Source organism: Mesorhizobium sp. NFR06 (assembly GCF_900115245.1).
Classification (GTDB): Bacteria; Pseudomonadota; Alphaproteobacteria; order Rhizobiales; family Rhizobiaceae; genus Mesorhizobium.
Window position 1 is genome coordinate 760,421 of the sequence record NZ_FOVT01000001.1, and the last position, 24,863, is coordinate 785,283.

Sequence of the window (24,863 nt, forward strand, 5' to 3'; positions counted from 1 at the left end):
GCATCTGCAGCAGCCGCGAGGCTGTGGAAGTCAACTGCCCCCTGGGAGGTCGAGCGTCTCGATCGGGGGCCGAACGGAGGACATTATGCAGACAGCAATCGCTGCCGCCGAACCGCGCGGCAAGGTTCCCTTTTACCGGCATCTCTATGTGCAGGTCCTGGTGGCGATCGCCGCCGGCATCCTGTTGGGACATTTCTATCCCGATTTAGGCGCCTCGCTGAAGCCGCTTGGCGATGCCTTCATCAAGCTGGTCAAGATGGTGATCGCGCCGGTGATCTTCCTGACGGTGGCAACCGGCATCGCCGGCGTTTCCGACCTGCACAAGGTCGGCCGTGTCGCCGGCAAGGCGATGATCTACTTCCTTGTCTTCTCGACGCTGGCGCTGATCGTCGGCCTCGTCGTTTCGAACGTCGTCCAGCCTGGCGCCGGCATGCACATCAATGCCGCGACCCTGGACCCCTCGAAGGTAGCGACCTTCACCGAGAAGGCGCATGACACGACCATTGTCGGCTTCCTGATGAACATCATCCCCGACACCATCATCGGCGCCTTCGCCCAGGGCGACATCCTGCAGGTGCTGTTCTTCTCGGTGCTGTTCGGCGTGGCGCTGGCTCTCGTCGGCGAGCGCGGCCGCCCGGTGGTCGATTTCCTGCAGGCGCTCACCGCGCCGATCTTCCGTCTCGTCGCCATCCTGATGAAGGCGGCGCCCATCGGCGCGTTCGGCGCCATGGCCTTCACCGTCGGCAAATACGGCATCGGCGCGATTGCCAACCTCGCCATGCTGATCGGCACCTTCTATCTGACGTCGCTGCTCTTCGTGCTCGTCGTTCTCGGCGCTGTCGCATGGTACAACGGCTTCTCGATCCTGGCGCTGATCCGCTACATCAAGGAAGAGCTGCTGCTGGTGCTCGGCACCTCGTCATCGGAAGCGGCACTTCCCGGCCTGATGGCCAAGATGGAACGCGCCGGCTGCAACCGCTCGGTGGTCGGCCTGGTCATCCCGACCGGCTATTCCTTCAACCTCGACGGCACCAATATCTACATGACGCTGGCGGCGTTGTTCATCGCCCAGGCGACCGACACGCCGCTCACCTTCGGCGACCAGATCCTGCTTCTGCTCGTCGCCATGCTGAGCTCCAAAGGTGCCGCCGGCATCACCGGCGCCGGCTTCATCACGCTTGCGGCCACGCTGTCGGTGGTGCCTTCGGTACCCGTCGCCGGCATGGCGCTGATCCTCGGCGTCGACCGCTTCATGTCGGAATGCCGCGCGCTCACCAACTTCGTCGGCAATGCCGTGGCGACCATCGTCGTGGCGCGCTGGGAGGGCGAGCTCGACCAGACCAAGTTCGCCGCCGCCATGGCCGGCCAGTTGCCCGAAGAGGCTGACCTCGCGCTGTCGGGCGGCCTGCAACCGGCCTGAACGAGCGACGCTATTCCAACAAACGGTTCCCTTCGCAATGGCGCAGGCAACAGAGGCATCCTCCCGATGCCGAACAGGTCGCGGCAATCGCCGCGGCCTGTTCTTTTTGGTGGCCGCCGCATAGGGTGGCGCCGGCCGGCTTTACCGCCGGTGCACCAGTTGCGAGGGGCGGTCCATGAGCAGCGCGTTTCCCGAAATCTACGTCGTTCGCCATGGCGAGACGGAATGGAGCGCGTCGGGCAGGCACACCGGCCGCACCGACATTCCGCTGACCGCCAAGGGCGAAGAGGCGGCCCGCGGCGTCGCCGATCGTTTGAAGGGCCTGACTTTCCGGTCGGTCTGGTCGAGCCCGTCGCAGCGCGCCTTCGACACTTGCCGGCTCGCCGGCTTCGCCGAGCGCGCGGTCAGGAAGCCCGACCTGCAGGAATGGGATTACGGCGCCTATGAGGGCGTGACGACCAAGGAGATCCTGTCGAAGCGCCCAGGCTGGCAATTGTTTCGCGACGGTTGCCCGGACGGCGAGACGGCGGCCGATGTCGGCGCCCGGGCCGATGCCGTCATCGCCGGGCTTCGCGCGGTTGCCGGCAATGTGCTCATCTTCTCCAGCTCGCATTTCCTGCGTGTCTTCGCGTCGCGCTGGGTCGGCCTGCCGCCGGAAGACGGAGAGCATTTCGTGCTCGATACCGCCAGCCTCAGCGTCCTCGGCTACGAGCATGACCTGACCGAGCCGGTCATCCGCCGCTGGAACCAGAAATAGTCCGGCTTGATACCAGCCCAGGTACCTTTGGAGATTGGACGAAACCCCTCAGCCTCGTCATTCTAGGGCAGAGCGGGAGCGAAGCGACGCGGCGCAGACCCTAGATTCCATTCGGTTACCGATGAGCGTTGCGGCGGTCCAGAACGACCGCCTGTCTTGCACCGTCTCTACCCCTTGCGCGGGTCACGGAATCGATCCTCGGTCTACGCGTGCGCTTCGCCCGTGGATGACGAAGTTCGGGGCGCAGCCATTAGGCAACAAGCATCGCCAGTTCCTCCGCCATCAAATGCCTCGCCTTGCCTTTGGCAAGCTCGCCGAGCTGCAAACCACCGATCGCTACCCGCACCAGTCTCAGCACCTCGATGTCGAAAGCGCCGAGCAGCCTGCGGATCTGCCGGTTGCGTCCCTCGTCGAGCACGATCTCCAGCCAGGCAGTGCGGCCGCCGCTGCGCAGCAGCGTGATCAAGCTTGCGGTCAGCAATTCTCCATCGACGACAGCCCCTTGGCGAATGCGCTCCAGCATCGCCCCGTCGGGCGCGGAGGCGATCTGCACATGATAGGTCTTGGCGACATGCGAGGCTGGATCGAGTAGCGCGTTGGCCCAGCTTGTGTCGTTGGTCATCAGGAGCAGACCTTCGCTCGCCTTGTCGAGCCGGCCGACTGGCGACACGAACGGCAGGTCGAGCCCTTCCAGGCAGTCATAGACCGTGCCGCGGCCTTCGGGGTCGTCCCGGGTGGTAACCAGCCCGCGCGGCTTGTTGAGCATCAGATAGACCTTGCGCTCGGCAACGACACGCTCGCCGTCGACGGTGAAGCGGTCCTGGTCGGGATCGATGCGCAGCAAGGCATCGCGCACCGTCTTGCCGTTTACCTGAACGCGCCCCTCGGCGACCAGGCGCTCGGCCTGTGTGCGCGAACAGAACCCGAGCTTGGAGAGCGCTCGGGCGAGGCTGACCTTTGGGGTTGCGGATCGTCGGACGGGTTGGCGTGCCACGATACTGCTCTCGAACGATTGCCGCGCGACTTGCGCCGCCGTGCCGGCGCAAGTTGGCTTTGCAGCGACCTCTTATCCGCTGCAGCCGCGGTCGTCCAATATCACTCCCTCGGCGCGCTCAATCGCCGGTAGGAGACGCCATCGAAAGTTGCCGTCACGAAGCTCTTGACCGACATCTTGCGCTTGCGCCCGTCGCTGCAGGCATAGAGCGGCCAGCCGGCTTCGCTGCACTCGCTGGCGACGCAGATGCGGGCCACGCAGTTACCTGTGGTCAGCCGAAAGCCGCCCTTGCCGGCGAAGCCCTGCAGCAGGCTGCCGTCCGCCGAGCGCCATGTCCGTTGCTGGAATTCAGGCCGCAGGGCAAGGGGTTCGAGAGGAGCGGCGAGGTCGGCGGTGCCGGTAACTCCGGCGAGGAGCAGGCGATAGCGCGCCATGCCGGTCGTGTATGCGGTGATAAGGTCGGATTGGCCCGAATATGCCGTCGCCAGGGCGGAGCGGTCGAGAAGATGGGAGACATGGATGTCCGCCTCCGATGCCCGCGTCAGGGCAGCGATGACGACAAGGGCCAGGCAGACGCGCAGCATCTCGATTTCCTGCAGCCATACAGATCCGGCGTGCCGGGTTGCCCGGCTGCCCTGCGCGTACAATCTTTCCAATCGGCTTTTCGCGCAAGCCACTCCGGTATGCGGGGAAGGCGGCCGGTCAACCGTTGGCGGCCGGCGGCAACTCGAAAAGCGTGGCGCCGTTCTCCCGCCCCCGGTCTATATAGCCGATCACGCGGAACCATTTCCTGACGTCGGGCCTGTCCAGCCAGCTGCGCGAATGGATGGGAAGGTTGCCGGCAAGGGCCTGGACATGGCGGATGTGCCGTTTGCAGAAGCGGACCGTCGCGGCGTTGAAGAAATCCTCTTGCGCGGCAAACAGCGTATCTGCGGCGTCCCCGTGCTCATGCCAGGCGATGATCGCCATCGTCCTGTCGCCTTCGACGAGCGCATGCGCCCGGCCTTCCTTCAGGTTCATCATCAGATTGTCATAGGCGCTTTTGCTGTCCTTGCCGGCCGCCACATATTCCTCCGACATTCGCTTGGACAGGCCGCGGAACACATCTTCCAAGTCTCCGACCGTCGCCGCGCGTGCTCTCATTTCTCCTCCTGACAGCCCGGTAGCAGTTTGCCCCAACGAAGAGGTATCACCAAGAAATGAAAATCCCCAATCAAGCCAATGCGCGCAATCTCATTCCGCCAGAACGGGGTCGACCCCAGGCCAGGCCCATATATAAGCGCCGGCTTGAGATCGAGCATGCTGTCGGAAATTCGTGGAGTTCGGGGGAGGTTGCGTCGCGACGGCAAACGGCATCCTATGGTTGAATTCGTCGCCGGCCTGCCATAGAAAGCGAATTTCGACCGGCCTGAGGAAATCCAGATGTGCCCGAACCTGTAGCCATGATAGGGCTGCGCCGTGTTGGTCCGCGGGCTGTCGGCGAGCAATCGGCCGGTGGATGGTCTGGCTACAACGTTAGGGGCATGCATTGACGTCGAGCAAGCCGATTCTGATCACCGGCGCAGCCGGCTTCATAGGTTTTCACCTCTGCCACAGGCTGCTTGCCGAGGGCCGGCAGGTTGTCGGCCTCGATTCCATGAACGAGTATTACGACATCGCCCTGAAGCAGGCGCGGCTCGAACGGCTGAAAGGGTTCCCGAACTTTCGTTTCGAGCATGTCGATCTCATCGACCGCGACCGCATCTCGGCGCTCTTTGCGTCTGTCGCGCCGGAGGTCGTCGTCAATCTCGCCGCGCAGGCGGGCGTCCGCTATTCGCTGATCAACCCACATGCCTATGCGGAAAGCAATCTGAGCGGCTTCCTCAATATCCTGGAAGGATGCCGGCACGCCTCGGTCGGCCATCTCGTCTATGCATCGTCGAGCTCGATCTATGGCGGCAGCACGCGCATGCCGTTCTCGGTGCACGATTCCGCCGACCATCCCCTCAGTCTCTATGCCGCCAGCAAGAAGGCAAACGAGCTGATGGCCCACACTTACAGCCATCTGTTCGGGCTGCCGACGACGGGCCTGCGTTTCTTCACCGTCTACGGTCCGTGGGGACGGCCCGACATGGCGTTGTTCATCTTCACCAAGGCCATCCTCGCCGGTCAGCCGATCGACGTTTTCAATCACGGCAACATGCAGCGCGATTTCACTTACATCGACGACGTCGTCGAGGGAGTGGTGCGCGTCATGCGGCATCCCGCGACGCCCAATCCCGATTGGAAGAGTGCCGAGCCGGATCCAGCGACAAGCAAGGCGCCGTTCAGGATCCACAACATCGGCGACAGTTCGCCCGTTCAGCTGGGCCGGCTGATCGACCTGCTGGAAGAGGCGCTGGGGCGGAAGGCAATCCGCAACATGATGCCGCTTCAGCCTGGCGACGTGCTGGCGACCTTCGCCGACGTGACCTCGCTCGAGGCGGTGACCGGCTTCAAGCCCACGATTCCGATCGAGATCGGCGTCCCGCGTTTCGTGGAATGGTATCGGGACTTCTATCGCGTCTGATAGGCCGCCTGGGCGGCGGGGGTTTGCTCGCGGCCGCAGCGTACATTAGGGCTTTTCACCGTTTCACGGAAACGGCGAAACGCTCTATCTCTTTGTTTTAACGCAATTCCTGACGGAAAACCGTTTCATACTTTTCCTGGAATTGCGCTAGCGGCCGGTGGTGGTGGCCTGCCTGTCGATCCAGAGCGCGATCAACGTGCAAACGGCGCCCGAAAGCAGATAGGCGCCGGCGGCGATGAGGCCGAAACTGCCGGCCATCAGCAGCGCCGCGAGCGGCGCGAAACCGGCGCCGAACATCCAGGCGAGATCGGAGGTGACGGCGGAGCCGGTGTAGCGGTGGTGACGCGAAAAGCTCGATGCGACGATGCCCGAGGACTGTCCGAAGCTCAGGCCCAGCAGGATGAAGCCCAGCACCATGAACACCGTCTCGCCGATGGCGCCGCCGTTGAGAAGCTGCGGGGCAAAGCCGCTGAAGATGGCGATGGTGATGGCCGAGCCGCCGAGCAGGTTGCGGCGTCCGACACGATCGGCCAGCGGACCCGATGCGACGATTGCCGCAATGCCGAACAGCGCGCTCACCGCCTCGATCACCAGGAAACGCTCCGGTCCCTCATTGGTGAACAGGAACACCCACGACAGTGGAAACACCGTCACCATATGGAACAGGGCGAAGCTGGCCAGCGGCGCGAAGGCGCCGACGACGACGTTGCGGCCTTCCGTCCGGATCATCTCCCTGATGCGCGTCGGCTGCAGGTCGCCGCTCTCGTAGAGTTTCGAGAATTCGGGCGTGACGACGATGCGCAGTCTGGCAAAAAGCGCCACGACGTTGATCGCGAACGCAACGAAGAAAGGATAGCGCCAGCCCCAGGCGAAGAAGTCGTCGGCCGACAGGTTGGCGACGAAGAAGGCGAACAGCGAGCTTGCCACGATGAGCCCGATCGGCGCGCCGAGCTGCGGGATCATCGCATAGATGCCGCGCCGGTTCTGCGGCGCATTCAGCGCCAGCAGGGAGGGCAACCCGTCCCATGTCCCGCCGAGCGCCAGGCCCTGTCCGATGCGGGTCAGCGCCAGCAGCCAGGCGGCAACCGCACCGACATCCTCATACGAGGGAAGGAACGCCATGGCGACAGTCGAGGTGCCGAGCAGGAAGAGCGCTATCGTTAGCTTGGCGCCACGGCCATAGGCGCGGTCGGCCGCCATGAACAGCACGGTGCCGAAGGGGCGCGCGATGAAGGCCAGCGCGAATATGGCGAAGGAATAAAGCGTTCCGATCAGCGGATCATGTATTGGAAACACAAGCTTGGGGAACACGATCACGGAAGCGATCGCATAGACGAAGAAGTCGAAGAACTCCGACGTCCGGCCGATGATCACGCCGACGGCGATATCGCCGGCGCTGACCTGGCCGTGATGCGACCCGATCAGCTTGCTGTCAGTTTCGGCAGTCGTCTCAGCCATTTTTGTCCGTCGCCATGAAGCTCGGTGCGGGTCATCGCATTGTGCGCCGCACACTTTCGCCAAAGCCGCGGCGGCTGGGCATTGGACAAATTGTCCAATGTTGTCCCTTCGTCGCCAGCGGTAGCCGTTGATCGATACCGCATTGCAACATGAAGACCCTGTTGCGGCGGGTCATCGAGGGCAGCGTTTGATGCAACGATCCGGAGCCTTGCTTCTGTTTCCCCTGGCCGTGCTGCTGAGCGGCTGCGACTTCGTCGTGCTGGCGCCGGCGGGCGACGTAGCGGCGCAGCAGCGCGACCTGCTCGTCGTTTCGACCATGCTGATGCTGCTCATCATCGTGCCGGTCATGGCACTGACCGTGTTCTTTGCCTGGCGCTACCGGCAATCCAACGCCAAGGCGGCCTACACACCCGACTGGGACCATTCGACCAAGCTGGAACTGGTGATCTGGGCGGCGCCCCTGCTCATCGTCATCTGCCTTGGCGCGCTCACCTGGCTCGGCACGCATCTGCTTGACCCTTACCGGCGCATCGATCGGATCGAGCCAGGACAGTTGGTCACGCAGAACCACAAGCCGCTCCGGGTCGAGGTCGTCGCGCTCGACTGGAAATGGCTCTTCATCTATCCGGACTACGGCATCGCCTCCGTCAACGAACTGGCGGCGCCGGTCAACCAGCCGATCGACTTCCGCATCACCTCGTCCACGGTGATGAACTCCTTCTACATTCCCGCCCTTGCCGGGCAGATCTACGCCATGCCGGGCATGGAGACGAAGCTGCACGCCGTCATCAACCGTCCGGGCACCTATACCGGCTTCTCGGCCAATTACAGCGGTGCCGGCTTCTCCGGCATGCGCTTTGCCTTCCACGGCCTCTCCGACCAGGCCTTCGCTGAGTGGGTGGCGCAAAGCAGAAGCGCGCGGGACACGCTTAGCCGCGACAATTATCTCGAGCTCGAACGTCCGAGCGAGAACGAGCCGGTCCGCCATTATGCCTCCGTCGATCCCGATCTCTACGGCGCCATCCTCAACCTGTGCGTCGAGCGCGGCAAGATGTGCATGAACGAGATGATGTCGATCGACGCCAGGGGCGGACTTGGGCTGGCCGGCGTGCGCAACACCTTGCCGTTGCAATATGACAAGCTCGCCCGCCGCGGCGCGGTGTTCGGTAACGACCCGTCCTACGTCGCCAGCATCTGCACGGCGGAAGAGGCGGCCGCCGCCTCGCGCGCAGCCAGCGATGCCGACGTGAAATATTGGCCGGTGCGCGATCTTTCCCCGCTGCGCGGGGCGGGGCTGCTCGGCCCTGGGACAGGCAGCCGCCGCGCCGACGCCGAGACGCCGTCGCTCGGCCTGCTGCGCTTCGAATTGTGAGGGATGGCGGATGCCTGAGACGCTGACCAAATTCATCTTCGGCCGCCTCACTCTGGAGTCGCTGCCGCTGCATGAGCCGATCGTGGTCGGCACCTTCATCGTGGTGGCGCTCGGCGGCCTGGCGGTGCTCGGCGCCATCACCTATTTCAAGCTTTGGGGCTATTTGTGGCGCGAGTGGTTCACCAGCGTCGACCACAAGAAGATCGGCATCATGTATATGGCGCTCGGCCTCGTCATGCTGCTGCGCGGCTTTTCCGACGCCATCATGATGCGCCTGCAGCAGGCCATCGCCTTCAACGGCTCCGAAGGCTATCTCAACGCCCATCACTACGACCAGATCTTCACCGCCCATGGCGTGATCATGATCTTCTTCGTGGCGATGCCTTTTGTCACCGGGTTGATGAACTTCGTCATGCCGCTGCAGATCGGCGCGCGCGACGTCTCCTTCCCCTTCCTCAACAATTTCAGCTTCTGGATGACGGTTGGCGGCGCCATCCTGGTCATGGCCTCGCTGTTCGTCGGCGAATTCGCCCGCACCGGCTGGCTGGCCTACCCGCCGCTCTCAGGCATCAATTACAGTCCCGACGTCGGCGTCGATTATTACATATGGGCGCTGCAGGTTGCCGGCGTCGGCACGACGCTGTCCGGCATCAATCTGATCTGCACCATCATCAAGATGCGCGCGCCTGGCATGACGATGATGCGCATGCCTATCTTCACCTGGACTTCGCTCTGCACCAACGTGCTGATCGTGGCCTCGTTTCCGGTGCTGACGGCGGTGCTCACGCTGCTCGCGCTCGACCGCTATGTCGGCACCAACTTCTTCACCAACGACTTCGGCGGCAACCCGATGATGTATGTGAACCTCATCTGGATATGGGGTCACCCGGAGGTCTACATCCTCATCCTGCCGCTGTTCGGCGTCTTTTCCGAGGTCACCTCGACCTTCTCCGGCAAGCGCCTGTTCGGCTACACCTCGATGGTCTACGCCACGGTGGTTATCACCATCCTGTCCTATCTGGTCTGGCTGCACCACTTCTTCACCATGGGCTCCGGAGCCAGCGTCAATTCTTTCTTCGGCATCACCACGATGATCATCTCGATCCCGACCGGGGCGAAGATCTTCAACTGGCTTTTCACCATGTATCGCGGCCGCATCCGCTTCGAACTTCCGATGATGTGGACGGTGGCCTTCATGCTCACCTTCGTCGTCGGCGGGATGACCGGCGTGCTGCTTGCCGTGCCGCCGGCCGACTTCGTGTTGCACAACAGCCTGTTCCTGATCGCGCATTTCCACAACGTCATCATCGGCGGCGTGCTCTTCGGCCTGTTCGCCGGCATCGCCTACTGGTGGCCCAAGGCCTTCGGCTTCAAGCTCGATCCGTTCTGGGGCAAGGTCTCGTTCTGGTGCTGGGTGGTCGGCTTCTGGTTCGCCTTCATGCCGCTCTACATCCTCGGCCTGATGGGCGTGACGCGCCGCATGCGCGTCTTCGACGACCCGTCGCTGCAGATCTGGTTCGTGATCGCCGCCTTCGGCGCGGTGCTGATCGCTTGCGGCATCGCCGCCTTTCTGGTGCAGATCTTCGTCTCGATCCGCAAGCGTGCTGAGCTGGCCGATCTCACCGGCGATCCCTGGCATGGCCGCACGCTCGAATGGTCGACCTCCTCGCCGCCGCCGGCCTACAACTTCGCCTTCACCCCCATCATCCGCGACAACGACGCCTGGTGGGCTATGAAGAAGGCGGGCTACCGGCGCCCGCTCTCCGGCTTCAAGCCGATCCACATGCCGCGCAACACCGGCACCGGGGTGATCCTCGCCGCCTTCAGCGTCGCGCTCGGCTTCGGCCTGATCTGGTACATCTGGTGGCTGGCGGCGTTGAGCTTCGTCTGCCTCATCGCTACCGCGATCGGCCATACCTTCAACTATCACCGCGACTTCGACATCCCGGCTGCCGAGGTCGCGCAAACGGAAGAGGCGAGGACGACGCTCCTCGCCGCCCAGGGCTAGGGTTTTGAGCATGACATCGACGGCAATCACGGCCGACGCCGAACCGGTCTTTCACCTGGAAGAGGAGCATGCGCACGCCGAAGGCGGCAGCACCATGCTCGGCTTCTGGCTCTATCTGATGAGCGACTGCCTGGTCTTCGCGATGCTGTTCGCCGCCTTTGGCGTGCTCGGTGGCAACTACGCGGCGGGGCCGGCGCCGAAGGACCTGTTCGACCTGGGACTGGTGGCCGTCAACACCACCATGCTGCTTTGCTCCTCGATCACCTATGGCTTTGCCATGCTGACCATGGACAAGGGCCGGGTCGCGGCAACGCAAGGCTGGCTTGTCGTCACCATGCTCTTCGGCCTCGGGTTCCTGTCCATTGAGCTCTACGAATTCGCGCACATGATCCATGAGGGCGCGACGCCGCAGCGCAGCGCCTTCCTGTCCTCCTTCTTCACCCTGGTCGGCACGCACGGCCTGCACGTCACCTTCGGCATAGTCTGGATGGTGACGCTGATGGTGCAGGTCGCGAGATACGGTCTCATTGAGGCCAACCGCCGCCGGCTGATGTGCCTCTCAATGTTCTGGCACTTCCTCGACGTCGTCTGGATCGGCGTCTTCACCTTCGTCTATCTGATGGGGATGCTGCGATGAGCGCTCATGATCATGCCGATCACGGCCACCTGCATGGCGGCGCCGCGCATGGCTCGCTGAAGGGCTATCTGATCGGCTTCGTCCTGTCGGTGATCCTGACCGCCATCCCGTTCTGGATGGTGATGACCGGCGCCATCGACAACAAGCAGGCCACGGCCATCATCGTCATGGCCTTCGCCGTGGTGCAGATCGTTGTGCACATGGTCTTCTTCCTGCACATGACCCCCGCTTCGGAAGGCGGATGGTCGATGCTGGCGCTCATCTTCACGGTAGTCCTCGTGGTCATCGTGCTGAGCGGCTCGCTCTGGGTGATGTACCACCTCAACGCCAACATGATGCCGGGCCTCCACGAGATGCGGCAGATGCCATGAGCCGTGTGTCAGATGCGGGGAAGGCCGGCGTCGAGGGCATGATCGGCCGGGCGGGTATCGGCTCCTATGACGCGCCGTCGAAGGGCTCTGCGTCGCGACTGTTCCTTGTGCTGCTCGCGCTTCTCGGCGTTCTGGTATTTCTCGGCCTTGGCATCTGGCAGCTTGAAAGACGCGTCTGGAAGCTCGACCTGATCGCCCGCGTCGATCAGCGCATTCATGCGCCGGTCGTCGATGCCCCGGGCCCCGAAACCTGGAGCGGCATCAACGCTGCCTCGTTCGAGTACCGCCATGTGAAGCTGGGAGGGCAGTTTCAAAGCGGCGCCAACACCCTGGTGCAGGCGGTGACCGAGCTTGGCGGCGGTTATTGGGTGTTGACGCCGATGCGCAGCGACCGCGGTTTCATGGTCCTCGTCAACCGGGGCTTCATCCCGCGGGAGCGCAAGGCGGAGTTCGAGCGGGAGAGTGGCGGGTTCACCTCGCCGGCGGTGGTTGAAGGGCTGCTGCGTATCAGCGAACCCGGCGGCGGTTTCCTGCGCAGCAACGATCCGGCGGCCAATCGCTGGTATTCGCGCGACGTCGATGCCATCGCAAAGGCGCGCGGCCTGACCGATGTCGCGCCTTATTTCGTCGATTCCGAGGCGTCCAGCGCGGCTGGCTGGCCGCGCGGCGGGCTCACCGTCGTCACCTTCCGCAACAGCCATCTCGTCTACGCTTTGACCTGGTTTGCCCTTGCGGCGATGCTGGCGATCGCTCTCGCCAGGCCAATCTTCGCCGGCCGCCGGCGGCGGGGCACGACAAGATGAACATCTCGCTCTCGCTGCTTCATCGCGACAAATCGTTCCTGGCGACTCCTCTTGCCGGCCAGGTCGCCGCCTCGAACTCCGACGTGACGAACAGGAAGAACCTGCTCCTGCTCATCCAGCTGCGGTGGCTGGCGGTCGCGGGACAGGTGCTGACCATCCTGGTGACGCAATACTGGTTCGCTATCCCATTACCCCTGGCCGAGATGGCCGGCGTGGTGCTTTTCCTCGTCGGGCTGAACATCTTCAGCCTGCTGGCCTTGCGCGGCAATCGCCGCATCAGCAACGCGCAACTGTTCGTCGCGCTGATCTTCGACATGGCGGCGCTGACGACGCAGCTTTACCTGAGCGGCGGCGCCTCGAACCCGTTCGTGTCGCTCTATCTCCTGCAGATCACGCTGGGTGCCGCGCTGCTGGCGCCATGGTCGACCTGGATACTGGTCGTGGCTGCCTCGGCCTGTTTCGTCTTCCTCATCTTCGTTTTCCAGCCGATCGCGCTCCCGCATCACGGCGGCAGCGATCTTCTGGCCTTGCATCTGCGCGGCATGTTCATCTGCTTCGTGCTGGCAGCCGGACTGATCGTCATCTTCATGACGCGCATCAACCGCAACCTGCGCGAACGCGATGCCTATCTCGCCGACCTGCGCCAGCGCTCGGCCGAGGAGGACCATATCGTGCGCATGGGCCTGCTGGCCTCCGGTGCCGCGCACGAACTGGGCACGCCGCTCGCGACCATTTCGGTCATCCTGTCCGATTGGCGCCAGATGCGCGGCGTCAAGCGCAACCGAGAGCTCTCCGAGGACGTGGCCGAGATGCAGGCGCAGATCGAGCGCTGCAAAAGCATCCTTACGGGCATCCTCATGTCCTCCGGCCAGGCGCGGGGCGAGGGTACGATCCGCACCACGATCCGTGGCTTCCTCGACGATCTCGTCGAGGAGTGGCGTGTCAGCCGCCAGCCTGCCAAACTCGACTTCAGCAACGGTTTCGAGCCGGACGAGCAGATCGTGTCAGACACCGCCCTGAAGCAAGTGATCTTCAATGTGCTCGACAATGCGCAGGAAGCATCGCACGATTGGATCGGCATCACCGCCGAGCGGCGGGATGAGAAGCTGGTGCTCTCCGTCAAGGATCGCGGACCGGGTTTCGACAAGGATATTCTGGCCGCGGTCGGCCAGCCCTATATGTCGAGCAAGGGGCGGCCAGGCGGTGGCCTGGGCCTCTTCCTGGTGTTCAATGTGGTGCGCAAGCTCGGAGGCGACGTTTCGGCGCGCAACATGGCCGAGGGCGCCTGCGTTACCCTTTCGCTGCCGCTGGCGGCGCTGACCGATGGAGACGATCGTGAGTTCTGATCGATCCTTGTTTGTCGTCGAGGACGACGCGACTTTCGCGCGGACGCTCAAACGTTCCTTTGAGAAGCGCGATTACGACGTCGTGGTCTGCCACGACCGGGAGGCGCTGCTGGTCGCGCTGGAAACGGCCGTTCCGGCCTATGCCGTCGTCGATCTCAAGCTCGGAGCGGGATCGGGTCTCGAATGCGTCAAGTTACTCAGCGCCCGCAATCCTTCGATGCGGATCGTCGTGCTGACGGGATTTGCCAGCATCGCCACCGCGGTCGAGGCGATCAAGCTCGGCGCGTGCCACTATCTGGCCAAGCCCGCCAACACCGACGACATCGAGGCTGCCTTCGGCCGCGCCGAGGGCGACGTTTCGGTGCCGCTCACCAGCCGCCCCACCTCGATCAAGAACCTCGAATGGGAACGCATCCACGAAACGCTGGTCGAAACCGGCTTCAACATCTCCGAGACCGCGCGCCGGCTCGGCCTGCACCGGCGCACGTTGGCCCGCAAGCTCGAGAAGCGCGTGGTGCAGTAGGGAAATTCCGCAAAGACGGTTGCGCCACGGCAACTACGGAACGGCCACAGCCATTACCGACACGCAGTCGCCGGCCTTGACCAGGCCCGGGAAGTGACGCGCGGCGAGCAGCCCCGACATCCTGGCCCTGATCTCCTGCGGCGCCTGACCGGTACGGCCGACCGGATGGATGCGGGCCACCACGTGCCCTCCCTCGACGAGTTCGCCGAGATCGACCATCGTCTCGATCATGCCGTCATCCTCGGCGAAGGCGAAGCAATCGCCCGACGGCATGTCCAACCACTGAGTTCGAGTCTTCTCGACCGCACCGGAAACAATGCCGGAGTGACGAAGCACGTTGAGGATGCCGCGGCGGGCAATCCGCACGGTCTCGGCCCGTGATGTCCCGCCGCCGCCGAGCTCGGTGGTGACGAAGACCTTGCCCATTTCCTCGGCGGCCGTGTCGTACATGCCGACCGCATCGATCTCGGTCATGCGCATCGAAAACGGCGCCGAAAAAGCCTCGACCGCGGCGAAGGCCTTTTTCTCTTGCGCCTTGTCCGGCAGCGTATGCGCGGCGCAGAACGGCACGAAGTCCAGCGTCTTGCCGCCGGAATGGAAGTCGAAAACGATGTCCGCGTGGGGCAGCAATTCGCGCTGGAAATAGTCGGCGATCTTCTCCGTCACCGTGCCGTCCGGCCGGCCGGGGAAAGAGCGGTTCATGTTGCCTTTGTCGATCGGCGAGGTGCGCGTGCCGGCGCGGAAAGCCGGATAGTTCATCGCCGGCACGATGATGACCGTGCCGGACACGTCTTTCGGGTCAAGCGTGCGGGCGAGTTCGTAGAGCGCCAGCGGCCCCTCATACTCATCGCCGTGATTGCCGCCGGTCAGCAGCGCCGTGGAGCCCTTGCCGTTGCGCACGACGCAGACCGGGATCATCACCGATCCCCAGGCGGAATCGTCGCGGCTGTAGGGCAGGCGCAGGAAGCCGTGCTGGACGCCGTCGCGCTCGAAGTCGAAGGTCGGCGTGATCGGCGACGGACGCAAAGCGGACATCGGTCTCAGTCCTTCACGAACAGCTTGCGCGGCACATTTGCCAGGCACTCGACGCCGGCGTCGGTGATGAGGATCGACTCCGTGATCTCCAGCCCCATCGTCTCCAGCCACAGGCCGGTCATGAAGTGGAAGGTCATGCCGGACTTGAGCTCGGTGCGGTCGCCGGGGCGCAGGCTCATGGTGCGCTCGCCCCAGTCCGGCGGATAGGAAATGCCGATCGGATAGCCGGTGCGGTTGTCCTTGACGATGCCGTATTTCTTCAGCACCGCGAAGAAGGCGTTGGCGATGTCCTCGCAAGTGTTCCCCGGCTTTGCCGCGGCGAGGCCTGCTTCCATGCCTTCCAGCGTCGCCTTCTCGGCATCGAGGAAAGCCTGCGTCGGCTTGCCTAGGAACACGGTGCGCGACAGCGGGCAATGGTAGCGGTTGTAGCAGCCGGCGATCTCGAAGAAGGTGCCTTCGTCGACCTTCATCGGCTTGTCATCCCAGGTGAGATGCGGCGCCGAGGCATCCGCGCCCGACGGCAGCAGCGGCACGATCGCCGGATAGTCGCCGCCGATACCGTCGACGCCGCGCGTGCCGGCATCGTAGATCTCGGCGACCAGATCGCATTTGCGCATGCCGACTTCGATTTTGTCGACGATGCGCTGGTGCATCGCCTCGACGATGCGGGCGGCGTTGCGCATGTAGTCGATCTCGGTCGGGCTCTTCACCGCGCGTTGCCAGTTGACCAGCGCGGTGGCGTCGACGAAACGGGCGTTGGGCAGGTGCTTCTGCAGCGAAGCGAAGGCGGCGGCCGAGAACCAATAATTGTCCATCTCGACGCCGATGGTCAGCTTGTCCCAGCGCCGCTCCGAAAGCACGCTGGCGAGAAAATCCATCGGGTGCCGCTCGGTCGACTGCACATAGTGGTCGGCGTAGCCGATGATGTTGTCATGTGCGAGATAGGCGGTGCGCTTGGCGCCGTTGGCGTCCTGACCGCGGCCATACCAGACCGGCTCGCCCGACGGCGGCACGATGACCGCCTGATGCACATAGAAGGACCAGCCGTCATAGCCCGTCAGCCAGGCCATGTTGGAGGGATCGCTGACGATCAGCAGATCGACCCCTTTGGCCTCCATGGCGTTTCGCGTTTTGGCGAGGCGCTCCGCATATTCGCCGCGCGAGAATTTCAGATTTGGCTGCATTGTTCTTGGTCCTCGTTTTGTTGGGCCTCGCGGCCAGCATCAGCTTTCAAAAATCGTTCCGGCATTCGCCGCCCGCGCACGGTCGCGCGCTAAAGTGGCGATTGCGGTGTCCTGGACGCCCGTGCCGGTGAGGTCGGCGATTGTGATGTCGCTCGCCGAGCGCCGGCCGGGCTTGTCGCCGGCAATGATCTGGCCGAGTTCGGTGACTTCGGCGTCGGCCGCCATCACGCCCGCCTCGATCGCGTGGTGGAGTTCGCCCAGACGCCGTGTCTGCTTGGCGCTGTCGGCGACATAGAGGTCCGCCATGCGCAGGATCGCCGGCGCGATCTCGTTCTTGTGCTCGGCATCCGAACCCATGGCGGTGATGTGCTGGCCGGCGGAGAGGAAACCGGGCTTGATCAGCGGCTCGGTCGAAGGCGTGGTGGTGACGATGATATCGGCGCCGGCCGCCGCGTTCGCCGCATCCGGCTCGGCGCGCACCACGATGCCGAGTTTCTCGCGCAAGCGGGCGGCGGTCGCCTCGGCCCTGGCGGCATCGCGCGCCCATATGCGGGCTTCCTCGATCGGCCGCACGAGGCGCAAGGCTTCGAGCTGCAATCCGGCCTGCAAACCGGCGCCGAAGATCGCCGCCACGGCAGAGTCTTCGCGCGACAAGTGCCTGGCCGCGACCGCGCCGGCAGCCGCCGTGCGGATATCGGTCAGATAGCCATTGTCGAGCAGCAGCGCCTCGACCACGCCGGTCTTTGCCGAAAGCAGCACCATCATGCCACCCCCGCTGGGCAGGCCGAGCTTCGGATTGTCGAAGAAGCCGGAGCTTATCTTGACGGCGAAGCCGTCTATGCCGGGCACATAGGCGGACTTCACGTCGACCTCGCCGCGCTGCTCGGGAATATCGAGCCTTAGGATCGGCGGCATCGCCACCGGCTGCGTTGCCAAAGCGCGAAAAGCATTCTCGACGCAGGTGACGGCTGCCAGATCGAGCGTCACGATCTTGCGCAGTTCCGCTTCGGTGAGGATCGTCATGCGGTTCATGCGGCGACCTCCATCGTAAAGGATTCGCCGCAGACGATGCGGCGGTGCAGGTCCATATCGATGTTGCGGCCGGAGAGGATGAGAACAGCCGGGCCGCTCAGGCTGGCCTTGCCGGAAAGCAGCGCACCGATGCCGACGGCGCCAGCGCCCTCGACGATCTCGCGCTCCTGCTCATAGGCATGGCGAATGCCGGCTGCGATTTCATCCTCGGAAAGCAGGATGACGTCGTCCAGCAAATCCCGGCACATGGCAAAGGTCAGCTGGTTTTCGAGGCCGATGCCGCCGCCGAGCGAGTCCGCCAATGTCGGCAGTTCCTCGACCTGCACGGGACGGCCGGCGTCGAGACTGGCTTTCATTGCCGCACCGCGTGCCATCGAGATGCCGATGACTCTGGTGCTCGGGCTCACACCTTTGACCGCTGCCGCCACACCGGCCGCCAGTCCGCCGCCGGAGAGCGGCACGAGCACGGCCGCTGCGTCCGGCACCTGCTCCATGATCTCCAGTCCGAGCGTGCCTTGCCCCGCCACGATGTCGGGATGATCGAAGGGCGGCAGCATGATCAACCCTTCTTGCCTCACCAGCCTGTCGACTTCCTGCTGGGCGTCATCCTGGCTGTCGCCCACGATGCGGATATCCGCGCCGAGGCGGCGTATGGCGTCGAGCTTGTTTTGCGGCACCAGCCTCGACATGCAGATCACCGCGCGCATGCCTTCGAGCTTCACCGCATGCGCCAGCGCACGGCCGTGATTGCCGGTCGAGGCGGCGACGACGCCGCGCGATTTTTCTTCCGCCCTCAACGCCGCGATTGCGTTGGAAGCGCCGCGCAGCTTGAACGCACCGGTGGTCTGATGGTGTTCCAGCTTGAGATGAACGGGATGGCCGACGCGATCCGATAGGCTTTGCGACAGCACGGTAGGTGTGCGCTCGACCTTGCCGACGATACGTTCACTGGCGACACGGATGTCCGAAAGGGAGATGGCGCGCGTCACGGGGCGACCCCCTCTGGCCTGCCGGCCATCTCCCCCTCGAGGGGGGAGATCAGCAGCTTCGGCGCCGTCGCTCTTCCTGCGACTTCAGTGATTAGCGAAAGCCGAGCAACAGCAAATCTCCCCCCTTGAGGGGGAGATGGCCGGCAGGCCAGAGGGAGTCGCTCGTGCACGCAGGACATGATCTTACTGTCCAAGCGGCTTTGTCATCAGCCGGCCGAAATCGGGCCGCTGTGCATCGTCGCCGCAAAGCCGCAGGCAGTTCCAGGCGCTGGCCTGGTTGCTGGTGACGACGGGGCGCCCGATCGCCTCTTCCATGCCGGGGACCGCGAGCGCGGCGCGCAGCGCGGTGCACGAGACGAACAGCGCGTCGGCCTGGGGATGTGTGACCTTGCGCGCCATCTCGACGAGCGATGCCGGCGCGATGCGCGCCATCTCGCGGTCGTCCTCGAAGCCAAGGCAGGTGAAGCTCTGGATGTCGAAGCCATGCGCCGCGAAATAGGCGGCCATCGGCCGGCTGGTCTCGACGGTATAGGGGGTCAGAATGCTGATGCGCGTCACGCCGAAGGCATTGAGGCCGCGCACGCCGGCCATGGGCGGGGTGACCACGGGGACGCCGGGTTTGGCTGCCTGGATCGCCTGCTCGATCTCGGCGTCGCCGATCACCACGGAGGCCGAGGTGCAGGAATAGCAGACGGCATCGAGCGGCTCGTCGGGCAGGATGAGTGCTGCGCCGGCCGAAAGCGACGGCTGCATCTTGCGCAAATTCTGCGGCGTCGTCGGATTGGCATAGGGGATGCGCGCGACATAGACGCCAATCCGCTCGCTCGCCACCATGCGGCGGAAATCCACTTCGCTGGTATGATCGGTCGCCAGAGTGATCAGCCCGACGCGCTTTTCCAGCGGACGCGCGTCCAGCGTGGGGCGCGCCGTTTCGAGGCGGATATCGGGCAATGGTTTCATGACTTTCATCTTTCGATCCTGCCGTAGCGATGCTCCAGCCAGCGCAACAGCACGACGGAGCAGAGGCTGATGACGAGGAAGAAGGCGCCGACCAGCGTCATCGGCTCGATGTAGCGGTAATAGGTGTTGGCGACGCTCTTGGCCTGGTTCATCAACTCCAGCACCGTGATCGCCGAAAGCAGCGGCGTCTCCTTGAACATGGCGATGAAATAGTTGGCCAAGGCCGGGATCATCGGCGGGATCGCCTGCGGCAGGATGATGTGCGTCCAGGTGTGACGGCCGCTGAGATTGCAGGCTTTCGCGGCTTCCCATTGCCCGCGCGGCACGTTGTCGATGCCGGCGCGGTAGACCTCGGCCGTATAGGTGCCGTAGTGCAGGCCAAGCCCGATGACGCCCGCCACCAGCGGCGGCAACAGGATGCCGATGTCGGGCAGCACATAGAAGATGAAGTAAAGCTGCACCAGAAGCGGCGTGCCGCGGATGAACTCGGCGAACCAGCCGACGCTGCGCGCGACGAGCCGGTTCTCAGAGCGCCGCGCCAGCGCGATCCCCAGCCCCACGATCGCGGCCAGGATCGAGCCGAGCACCGTCGCCAGGATGGTGATCTTCACGCCCTGGATCAGGGTCGGCATGATCTCCCGGACGAAATTCCAATCCCAGTCCATCAGACCCTCACTCCATCGAGGCCGCGCGCCATGCGGCGCTCCAGCGAGCGGATGCCCCAGGAAATGATCAGCGCGAGCGCGAAATAGATGACGAGCACGGAGACGAAAGGCATCAGCGTGCTGCCGGTCTGCGAGCGCACCACCTGCGCCTGGAAGGTCAGGTCGGCGAGCGAGATCAGCGACACGACCGAGGTCGCCTTGAGCAGCTCGATCGCGTTGTTGCCGAAGGTCGGCAGCATGACCAGCAGCGCCTGCGGCAGGATGACGTGGCGCATGCCTTGCCAGCGGCCGAGGTTGAGCGCCGTGCAGGCCTCATACTGCTCGCGGCCGACCGACAGGATGGCGCCGCGCACGACCTCGGCCGCGTAGGCGCCGACATTGAGCCCCAGCGCCAGCACGCCTGCCTGCAGCGGCGTCAGCGACAGGCGAGCGAAAGGCAGCACGAAATAGGCCCAGAACAGCTGCACGAAGATCGAGGTGCCGCGGAAGAACTCGATGTAGGTCGTGGCCAAGGCGCGCACGACGAAGAAGCGCGACACGCGCCCCATGCCGGCAAGGAAGGCCATCACCAGCGCAAGCACCGACCCCATCAGCGTCAGCTCGATGGTGACAAGCGCTCCCTGCAATATCAGGCCGAGATAGCCGGACCACTGGGTCATTGGGTTCCAACGTTTGCGGTTAGCTTTCTTCTCCCCGTTTACGGGGAGAAGATGCCGGTAGGCAGATGAGGGGCAGCGCGAACCTTGAAATGCTGGCGCCGCCCCTCATCCGTCACTTCGTGACACCTTCTCCCCGTGAACGGGGAGAAGGCAGAACTCGCCGCCTTACTTCGCCGCGCAAAGCTTCTCGCGCGTCGTCGACATCGCAGCCTTGGCCGAGAAGCCGTAGGGCTCGATGATCTTGGCGAACTCGCCCGACTTCTTCATCTTGGCGAGCTCGACGTCATAGGCATCGCGCAACGCCTCGTCGCCCTTCTTGAAGGCGGCGCCATCGCAATAGACCGGCGCGCCCTGCACTGGCGCGATCACTTCCAGGTTCGGATCGTTGGCCTTCTTGACCAGGTCGTTGATCGACAGGACGGGCAGCGAATAGGCATCGATGCGGCCGTCCTGCACCATCTTCAGGCCGCTCTGGCCGTCCGGCACGACGATGACGCGATCGCGCGGCACGCCGGCATTCAACGCCAGCTTTTCCTCGGTGCCGCCGCCCGGCGCGCCGACCGTGGCGGAGGCATCCTTGGCGATGTCCTCATAGCTCTTGAAGCCCTTGGGATTGCCTTTCTTCACCAGCATCGCCTCGGCGTCGCACAGCACCGGCTCGGAATAGGCGACCGCCGCGCAGCGTTCCGGCTTCATGAACAGGCCGGCGGTGACGACGTCGAAGCGGCCGGCCTGCAGGCCTGGGATCATCGCGCCGTATTCCGAGATGGAAGCGACGATGTCGCCTACGCCGAGACGCTTGAAGATCTCGCGCGCCACGTCGGGCGCTGCGCCTGAGACCTTGCCGTCGGCGGCGACCGCCGTATAGGGCGGCTCATTGGCAATGGCGACGCGGGCGAAGCCCTGCTGCTTGAGCTGCTCCAGCTTGGCGTCGTCGGCCGAACGCGCACCGGAGGCGAGCAGCATCGTGCTCACTGCGAGGCCGGCGACGCCGGCCAGAATGGCAAGTTTCTTCATTGTTCCCAACTCCTTGTTTCTCTTCTTGGTTTGCGGCGGTTGTGTCGCCTCGGAGCGGCTGCGCCGCCCGGGGACGACGACGCCGCCCTTTTGCATTGCGGTCAGACGCGATGTCCGGCCGCGATGATCTTCTTCAGGAAGCTCTGCGTTCGCTCCTGCTTGGGATGACGGAAAATCTCATCGGGCTTGCCTTCCTCGACGATCCTGCCGCGATCGAAGAACAGCACGCGGTCGGCAAAGTCGTGGGCGAAGCCCATCTCGTGGGTGACCAAAAGCATCGTCATGTCGGTCTCGGCGGCGAGCTTGCGCATGACGTTGAGCACTTCCTCGACGAGCTCCGGATCGAGCGCCGAGGTGACCTCGTCGAACAGCATGATCTTGGGCGACAGCGCCAGCGCCCTTGCGATCGCCACGCGCTGCTTCTGGCCGCCGGACAACTGCGCCGGCATCGCCTTAGCCTTGTCGGCGAGGCCGACCATGTCGAGCAGTTCCATCGCCCGCTTCTCGGCGGCGGTGCGCGCGAGGCCCTTGGTCAGCATCGGCGCCAAGGTCACGTTGTCCATCACGCATTTGTGCGGAAACAGGTTGAAGAGCTGGAAGACCATCCCGATCTTCTGGCGCATCTTTGCCAGGTGCCGTTCGTCGGCCGGCTGCAGCTGCCCGTTGCGCTCCATGTGGTAGAGCTGCTCGCCGTCGACCTGGATGTGGCCGCCGTCGATCTTCTCCAGCGTCATCAGGATGCGCAGGATCGTCGTCTTGCCGGAACCGGACGGACCGATCAGCGCCAGCTTCTCGCCCGGCATGACCTGCATCGACAGGCCGTCCAGCACCTTGAAGGCGCCGAAGCTCTTCGAAATCGCATCAACCTTGATGATGGGCGCGGGCAATCCATTTCCCCGTTCTGGAGAAGCCTATGCCCTTAACGATGCGAAACGCGTCAAATCATGTCAATTGGGAAAATAATATCATGACAATATTTCCGGCGCGGCACAATTTCAGGGCAATTTGCGCTCTGCTTGTGCGTCAGATGGCGAGCAGGAGATGCTCCGGATCGCCGAGCAGGAGCTTGGCGACAACGCTCAAGCCCGCGCGCAGTTCCCCTTCGGTGGTCGATCCAAGCGAGATGCGCACGGCCGGATGCCAGGGCGTGTCGGCGATACGGAACGAGGTGCCCGGCGCGATCGCCACCCCGCGCAGGCGCGCTTGCGAAACGAAGCTCTCTTCGGCGCGGTCGCCCGGCAGCTCGAGCCACAGATGCAGGCCGTCGCGATGGACGCGATAGTCGACGCCGGAGAGCATTTCGGCGGCAATCTCCTGACGCCGCCGCAACGCCACGCGCTGCCAGTTGACCAGTTCCATTGCGGTGCCGTCGGTCACCCAGCGTGTGGCGATCTCCGCCACCATCGGCGTCGCCATCCAGTTCGAGACCAGGTGGCGGTTGGCGACAGCGGCCACATAGCGGTCCGGCACCGCGAGATAGCCGATGCGCAACCCGGGCACGGTGATCTTGGTGAAGGAGGTGACGTAAAGCGTGCGCTCCGGTGCGAAGGCGCCGACCGCCGGCGGCCGGCCTTCGACCAGCGGTCCAAGCACATCGTTCTCGATGATGGCGATGTCATGCTTGCGGGCGACCGCCGCGATCTGCTCGCGCCGCGTGGCGTCCATCAGCGTCGCCGTCGGGTTGATCACCGAAGGCTGGACGAAGACGGCGCGGATATCCGAGAGCCGGCAGGCCTCGTCGAGCGCTTCGGGAACGAGCCCGTTGCCGTCGATCGGCAGGCCTTCGAGGTTGAAGCCGAGATAGCGGGCGAGCGGGATCAGCGTGTGGTGGCCGATCGCCTCGGTGGCGACGGTCGAGCCGGGGGGCGCCACGCTCATCAGCGCCACTGTCATGCCGGCGGTGGCGCCGTTGGTCAGGCTGATGTTCTGCGGCGAGGCTTCGAGGCCGCAAAGCCTCAGCCACTCGACCGCGACCGCGCGGTGGCGCGGGAACACCATGTTGGGCCGGAACGACAGCGCCGAGCTCGACGGCAGGTTCTCGGAGAGCCACCCCAGCGCCTGCTTCAATTTCTCCAGATGCATCGGCTCGCAGACCGGCTTCAGGATCGAAAGGTCGATGACCTCGCCCAGCCGTTCCGGGATGTAGGGCGGCTCCGGCTCGCGGCGCTGCGTCTGCACGAAGCTGCCGCGTCCGACCTCGCCGGAAATGAGCCCGCGGCGGATCAGTTCCTCATAGGCGCGGCTGACGGTCTGCACCGAAAGCTTCAGATCGTCCGCCAGCCGGCGATGCGTCGGCAGCTGCGCGCCATTGGCCAGCCGTCCGTCATGGATGGCGCGCGCGAACTGGTCGGCCAGCGAGAGATAGGCCGGCCGGCGGATGAGAGCAGGATCGGGCTGCCATAATGTCATGACTTATTAGAGATCGAAATCAGTGCAATTGACAATCGAAATAATGCATCGTCATGGTGTCCGCAACGAAAGGCGGATCCCGCATGGCGGCAGCGAAACTCGACCCGATCGACCTCAGGATTCTCGACGCCATCCAGCGCGACGGACGCATCACCAAGCTGGCGCTGGCCGAGAAGGTCGGCCTGTCGCCGACGCCATGCTGGATGCGGCTGCGCAAGCTGGAGAAGGCCGGCATCGTCGCCGGCTATCATGCCTCGATCGCGATGCGCGCTATCGCCCCGGTGGCGACCGTGCTGATGGAGGTCACGCTTGCGAACCATCGCCAGGCCGATTTCGACCGTTTCGAACGTGTCGTGCGCGATGTGCCGGAGATCGTCGCCTGCTGGTCGGTGGGCGGTGGCGTCGACTACGTGCTCAAGGTCATGGCGCGCGACATCGATGCCTATCAGCGTCTGGTCGACGGCCTGCTCGAACGCGAGATCGGCATCGACCGCTACTTCACCTACATCGTCACCAAGACGGTCAAGGACGACACCGTGCTGCCGGTGGCCGACCTCATGCCGGGGCAATCGTAAGCGGTCATCGTCATCCTCGGTCTCCGCGACGGAGCTGCGCTCCCGCTTCGCCCCAGGGTGACGAGGCTGAGGAGGCTCGGCCAATTTTGGTGGTTCGGCAC

Annotated in this window: 25 protein-coding genes; 11 read left to right on the top strand and 14 right to left on the bottom strand. The window is 64.3% G+C overall.

Annotated features, from left to right (window positions below; genetic code table 11):
• Positions 1-85: 85 nt before the first annotated feature.
• Entirely contained in the window at positions 86-1,420 is a 1,335-nt protein-coding gene (locus F3H96_RS03580; RefSeq protein WP_149790536.1) for a dicarboxylate/amino acid:cation symporter, read from the top strand.
• A gap of 175 nt (positions 1,421-1,595) precedes the next feature.
• Complete coding sequence (locus F3H96_RS03585) at positions 1,596-2,177, top strand: histidine phosphatase family protein (protein WP_149790537.1); 582 nt, start codon at positions 1,596-1,598, stop codon at positions 2,175-2,177.
• A 250-nt stretch (positions 2,178-2,427) separates the two neighbouring features.
• Here the strand turns inward: F3H96_RS03585 and F3H96_RS03590 are convergent, their stop codons facing one another.
• The 3 genes from F3H96_RS03590 to F3H96_RS03600 all read right to left on the bottom strand — a co-directional run bounded on the left by F3H96_RS03590 (position 2,428) and on the right by F3H96_RS03600 (position 4,314).
• Entirely contained in the window at positions 2,428-3,171 is a 744-nt protein-coding gene (locus F3H96_RS03590) for a pseudouridine synthase (RefSeq protein WP_244619883.1), read from the bottom strand.
• 101 nt (positions 3,172-3,272) lie between these two features.
• A complete protein-coding gene (locus tag F3H96_RS03595) occupies positions 3,273-3,755 on the bottom strand; it encodes a hypothetical protein (RefSeq protein WP_188131267.1) in 483 nt (160 codons plus the stop codon).
• A 118-nt stretch (positions 3,756-3,873) separates the two neighbouring features.
• Entirely contained in the window at positions 3,874-4,314 is a 441-nt protein-coding gene (locus F3H96_RS03600; protein WP_149790539.1) for a hypothetical protein, read from the bottom strand.
• A 385-nt stretch (positions 4,315-4,699) separates the two neighbouring features.
• Between F3H96_RS03600 and F3H96_RS03605 the strand changes: the two genes are divergently transcribed.
• Positions 4,700-5,719: an NAD-dependent epimerase gene (locus F3H96_RS03605; RefSeq protein WP_149790540.1), complete on the top strand. Its 1,020-nt coding sequence runs from the start codon at positions 4,700-4,702 to the stop codon at positions 5,717-5,719.
• Between the two features lie 147 nt (positions 5,720-5,866).
• Here F3H96_RS03605 and F3H96_RS03610 read toward each other — a convergent pair whose 3' ends face one another.
• On the bottom strand, positions 5,867-7,177 hold the full coding sequence (locus tag F3H96_RS03610) for an MFS transporter (RefSeq protein WP_149790541.1): 1,311 nt from the start codon (positions 7,175-7,177) through the stop codon (positions 5,867-5,869).
• A 190-nt stretch (positions 7,178-7,367) separates the two neighbouring features.
• Between F3H96_RS03610 and cyoA the strand changes: the two genes are divergently transcribed.
• Genes cyoA through F3H96_RS03645 form a run of 7 tightly spaced genes read left to right on the top strand, consistent with a single transcriptional unit; the run spans position 7,368 to position 14,237 of the window.
• On the top strand, positions 7,368-8,549 hold the full coding sequence (gene cyoA, locus F3H96_RS03615; RefSeq protein ID WP_149790542.1) for a ubiquinol oxidase subunit II: 1,182 nt from the start codon (positions 7,368-7,370) through the stop codon (positions 8,547-8,549).
• Between the two features lie 10 nt (positions 8,550-8,559).
• Complete coding sequence (cyoB, locus tag F3H96_RS03620; RefSeq protein WP_149790543.1) at positions 8,560-10,557, top strand: cytochrome o ubiquinol oxidase subunit I; 1,998 nt, start codon at positions 8,560-8,562, stop codon at positions 10,555-10,557.
• Between the two features lie 10 nt (positions 10,558-10,567).
• The gene (gene cyoC, locus F3H96_RS03625; protein WP_149790544.1) at positions 10,568-11,194 is read left to right on the top strand and encodes a cytochrome o ubiquinol oxidase subunit III; all 627 of its coding nucleotides are present in this window, start codon (positions 10,568-10,570) and stop codon (positions 11,192-11,194) included.
• Positions 11,191-11,565 (top strand): cytochrome o ubiquinol oxidase subunit IV, encoded by a 375-nt coding sequence (cyoD, locus tag F3H96_RS03630; RefSeq protein ID WP_149790545.1) that lies wholly within the window; start codon positions 11,191-11,193, stop codon positions 11,563-11,565. The genes cyoC and cyoD overlap by 4 nt, the downstream gene beginning before the upstream one ends.
• Positions 11,562-12,368 carry an SURF1 family protein gene (locus F3H96_RS03635; RefSeq protein ID WP_149790546.1) on the top strand — a complete coding sequence of 269 codons (807 nt, stop codon included), beginning with the start codon at positions 11,562-11,564 and terminating at the stop codon, positions 12,366-12,368. The genes cyoD and F3H96_RS03635 overlap by 4 nt, the downstream gene beginning before the upstream one ends.
• Positions 12,365-13,714, top strand: a complete 1,350-nt coding sequence (locus tag F3H96_RS03640) for an ATP-binding protein (protein ID WP_149790547.1) — start codon at positions 12,365-12,367, stop codon at positions 13,712-13,714. Before F3H96_RS03635 ends, F3H96_RS03640 begins: the two co-directional genes overlap by 4 nt.
• Positions 13,704-14,237 carry a response regulator transcription factor gene (locus tag F3H96_RS03645; protein WP_188131268.1) on the top strand — a complete coding sequence of 178 codons (534 nt, stop codon included), beginning with the start codon at positions 13,704-13,706 and terminating at the stop codon, positions 14,235-14,237. Before F3H96_RS03640 ends, F3H96_RS03645 begins: the two co-directional genes overlap by 11 nt.
• 33 nt (positions 14,238-14,270) lie before the next feature.
• Here F3H96_RS03645 and doeB read toward each other — a convergent pair whose 3' ends face one another.
• The 10 genes from doeB to F3H96_RS03700 form a co-directional block, all read right to left on the bottom strand.
• Positions 14,271-15,272, bottom strand: coding sequence for a N(2)-acetyl-L-2,4-diaminobutanoate deacetylase DoeB (gene doeB, locus F3H96_RS03650; RefSeq protein ID WP_149790549.1), 1,002 nt, complete (start codon positions 15,270-15,272; stop codon positions 14,271-14,273).
• A gap of 5 nt (positions 15,273-15,277) precedes the next feature.
• Complete coding sequence (gene doeA / locus F3H96_RS03655) at positions 15,278-16,456, bottom strand: ectoine hydrolase DoeA (RefSeq protein ID WP_149790550.1); 1,179 nt, start codon at positions 16,454-16,456, stop codon at positions 15,278-15,280.
• A 39-nt stretch (positions 16,457-16,495) separates the two neighbouring features.
• Entirely contained in the window at positions 16,496-17,488 is a 993-nt protein-coding gene (locus tag F3H96_RS03660; RefSeq protein WP_149790551.1) for a cyclodeaminase, read from the bottom strand.
• Complete coding sequence (gene eutB, locus F3H96_RS03665; RefSeq protein WP_149790552.1) at positions 17,485-18,477, bottom strand: hydroxyectoine utilization dehydratase EutB; 993 nt, start codon at positions 18,475-18,477, stop codon at positions 17,485-17,487. Before eutB ends, F3H96_RS03660 begins: the two co-directional genes overlap by 4 nt.
• Before the next feature lie 183 nt (positions 18,478-18,660).
• Positions 18,661-19,437, bottom strand: a complete 777-nt coding sequence (gene eutA / locus F3H96_RS03675) for an ectoine utilization protein EutA (RefSeq protein WP_149790665.1) — start codon at positions 19,435-19,437, stop codon at positions 18,661-18,663.
• Positions 19,438-19,442: 5 nt separating this feature from the next.
• Entirely contained in the window at positions 19,443-20,102 is a 660-nt protein-coding gene (gene ehuD / locus F3H96_RS03680) for an ectoine/hydroxyectoine ABC transporter permease subunit EhuD (RefSeq protein ID WP_149790553.1), read from the bottom strand.
• Positions 20,102-20,761 (bottom strand): ectoine/hydroxyectoine ABC transporter permease subunit EhuC, encoded by a 660-nt coding sequence (gene ehuC, locus F3H96_RS03685; RefSeq protein WP_149790554.1) that lies wholly within the window; start codon positions 20,759-20,761, stop codon positions 20,102-20,104. The genes ehuD and ehuC overlap by 1 nt, the downstream gene beginning before the upstream one ends.
• Positions 20,762-20,926: 165 nt before the next feature.
• Positions 20,927-21,778, bottom strand: a complete 852-nt coding sequence (ehuB, locus tag F3H96_RS03690) for an ectoine/hydroxyectoine ABC transporter substrate-binding protein EhuB (protein WP_149790555.1) — start codon at positions 21,776-21,778, stop codon at positions 20,927-20,929.
• Positions 21,779-21,879: 101 nt separating this feature from the next.
• Positions 21,880-22,665 carry an ectoine/hydroxyectoine ABC transporter ATP-binding protein EhuA gene (gene ehuA, locus F3H96_RS03695; protein ID WP_149790556.1) on the bottom strand — a complete coding sequence of 262 codons (786 nt, stop codon included), beginning with the start codon at positions 22,663-22,665 and terminating at the stop codon, positions 21,880-21,882.
• A 136-nt stretch (positions 22,666-22,801) separates the two neighbouring features.
• Positions 22,802-24,187: a PLP-dependent aminotransferase family protein gene (locus F3H96_RS03700; RefSeq protein ID WP_149790557.1), complete on the bottom strand. Its 1,386-nt coding sequence runs from the start codon at positions 24,185-24,187 to the stop codon at positions 22,802-22,804.
• Between the two features lie 83 nt (positions 24,188-24,270).
• Here F3H96_RS03700 and F3H96_RS03705 point away from each other — a divergent pair, with 83 nt between their 5' ends.
• Positions 24,271-24,762, top strand: a complete 492-nt coding sequence (locus F3H96_RS03705) for an Lrp/AsnC family transcriptional regulator (RefSeq protein ID WP_149790558.1) — start codon at positions 24,271-24,273, stop codon at positions 24,760-24,762.
• The last annotated feature ends 101 nt before the right edge of the window (positions 24,763-24,863 follow it).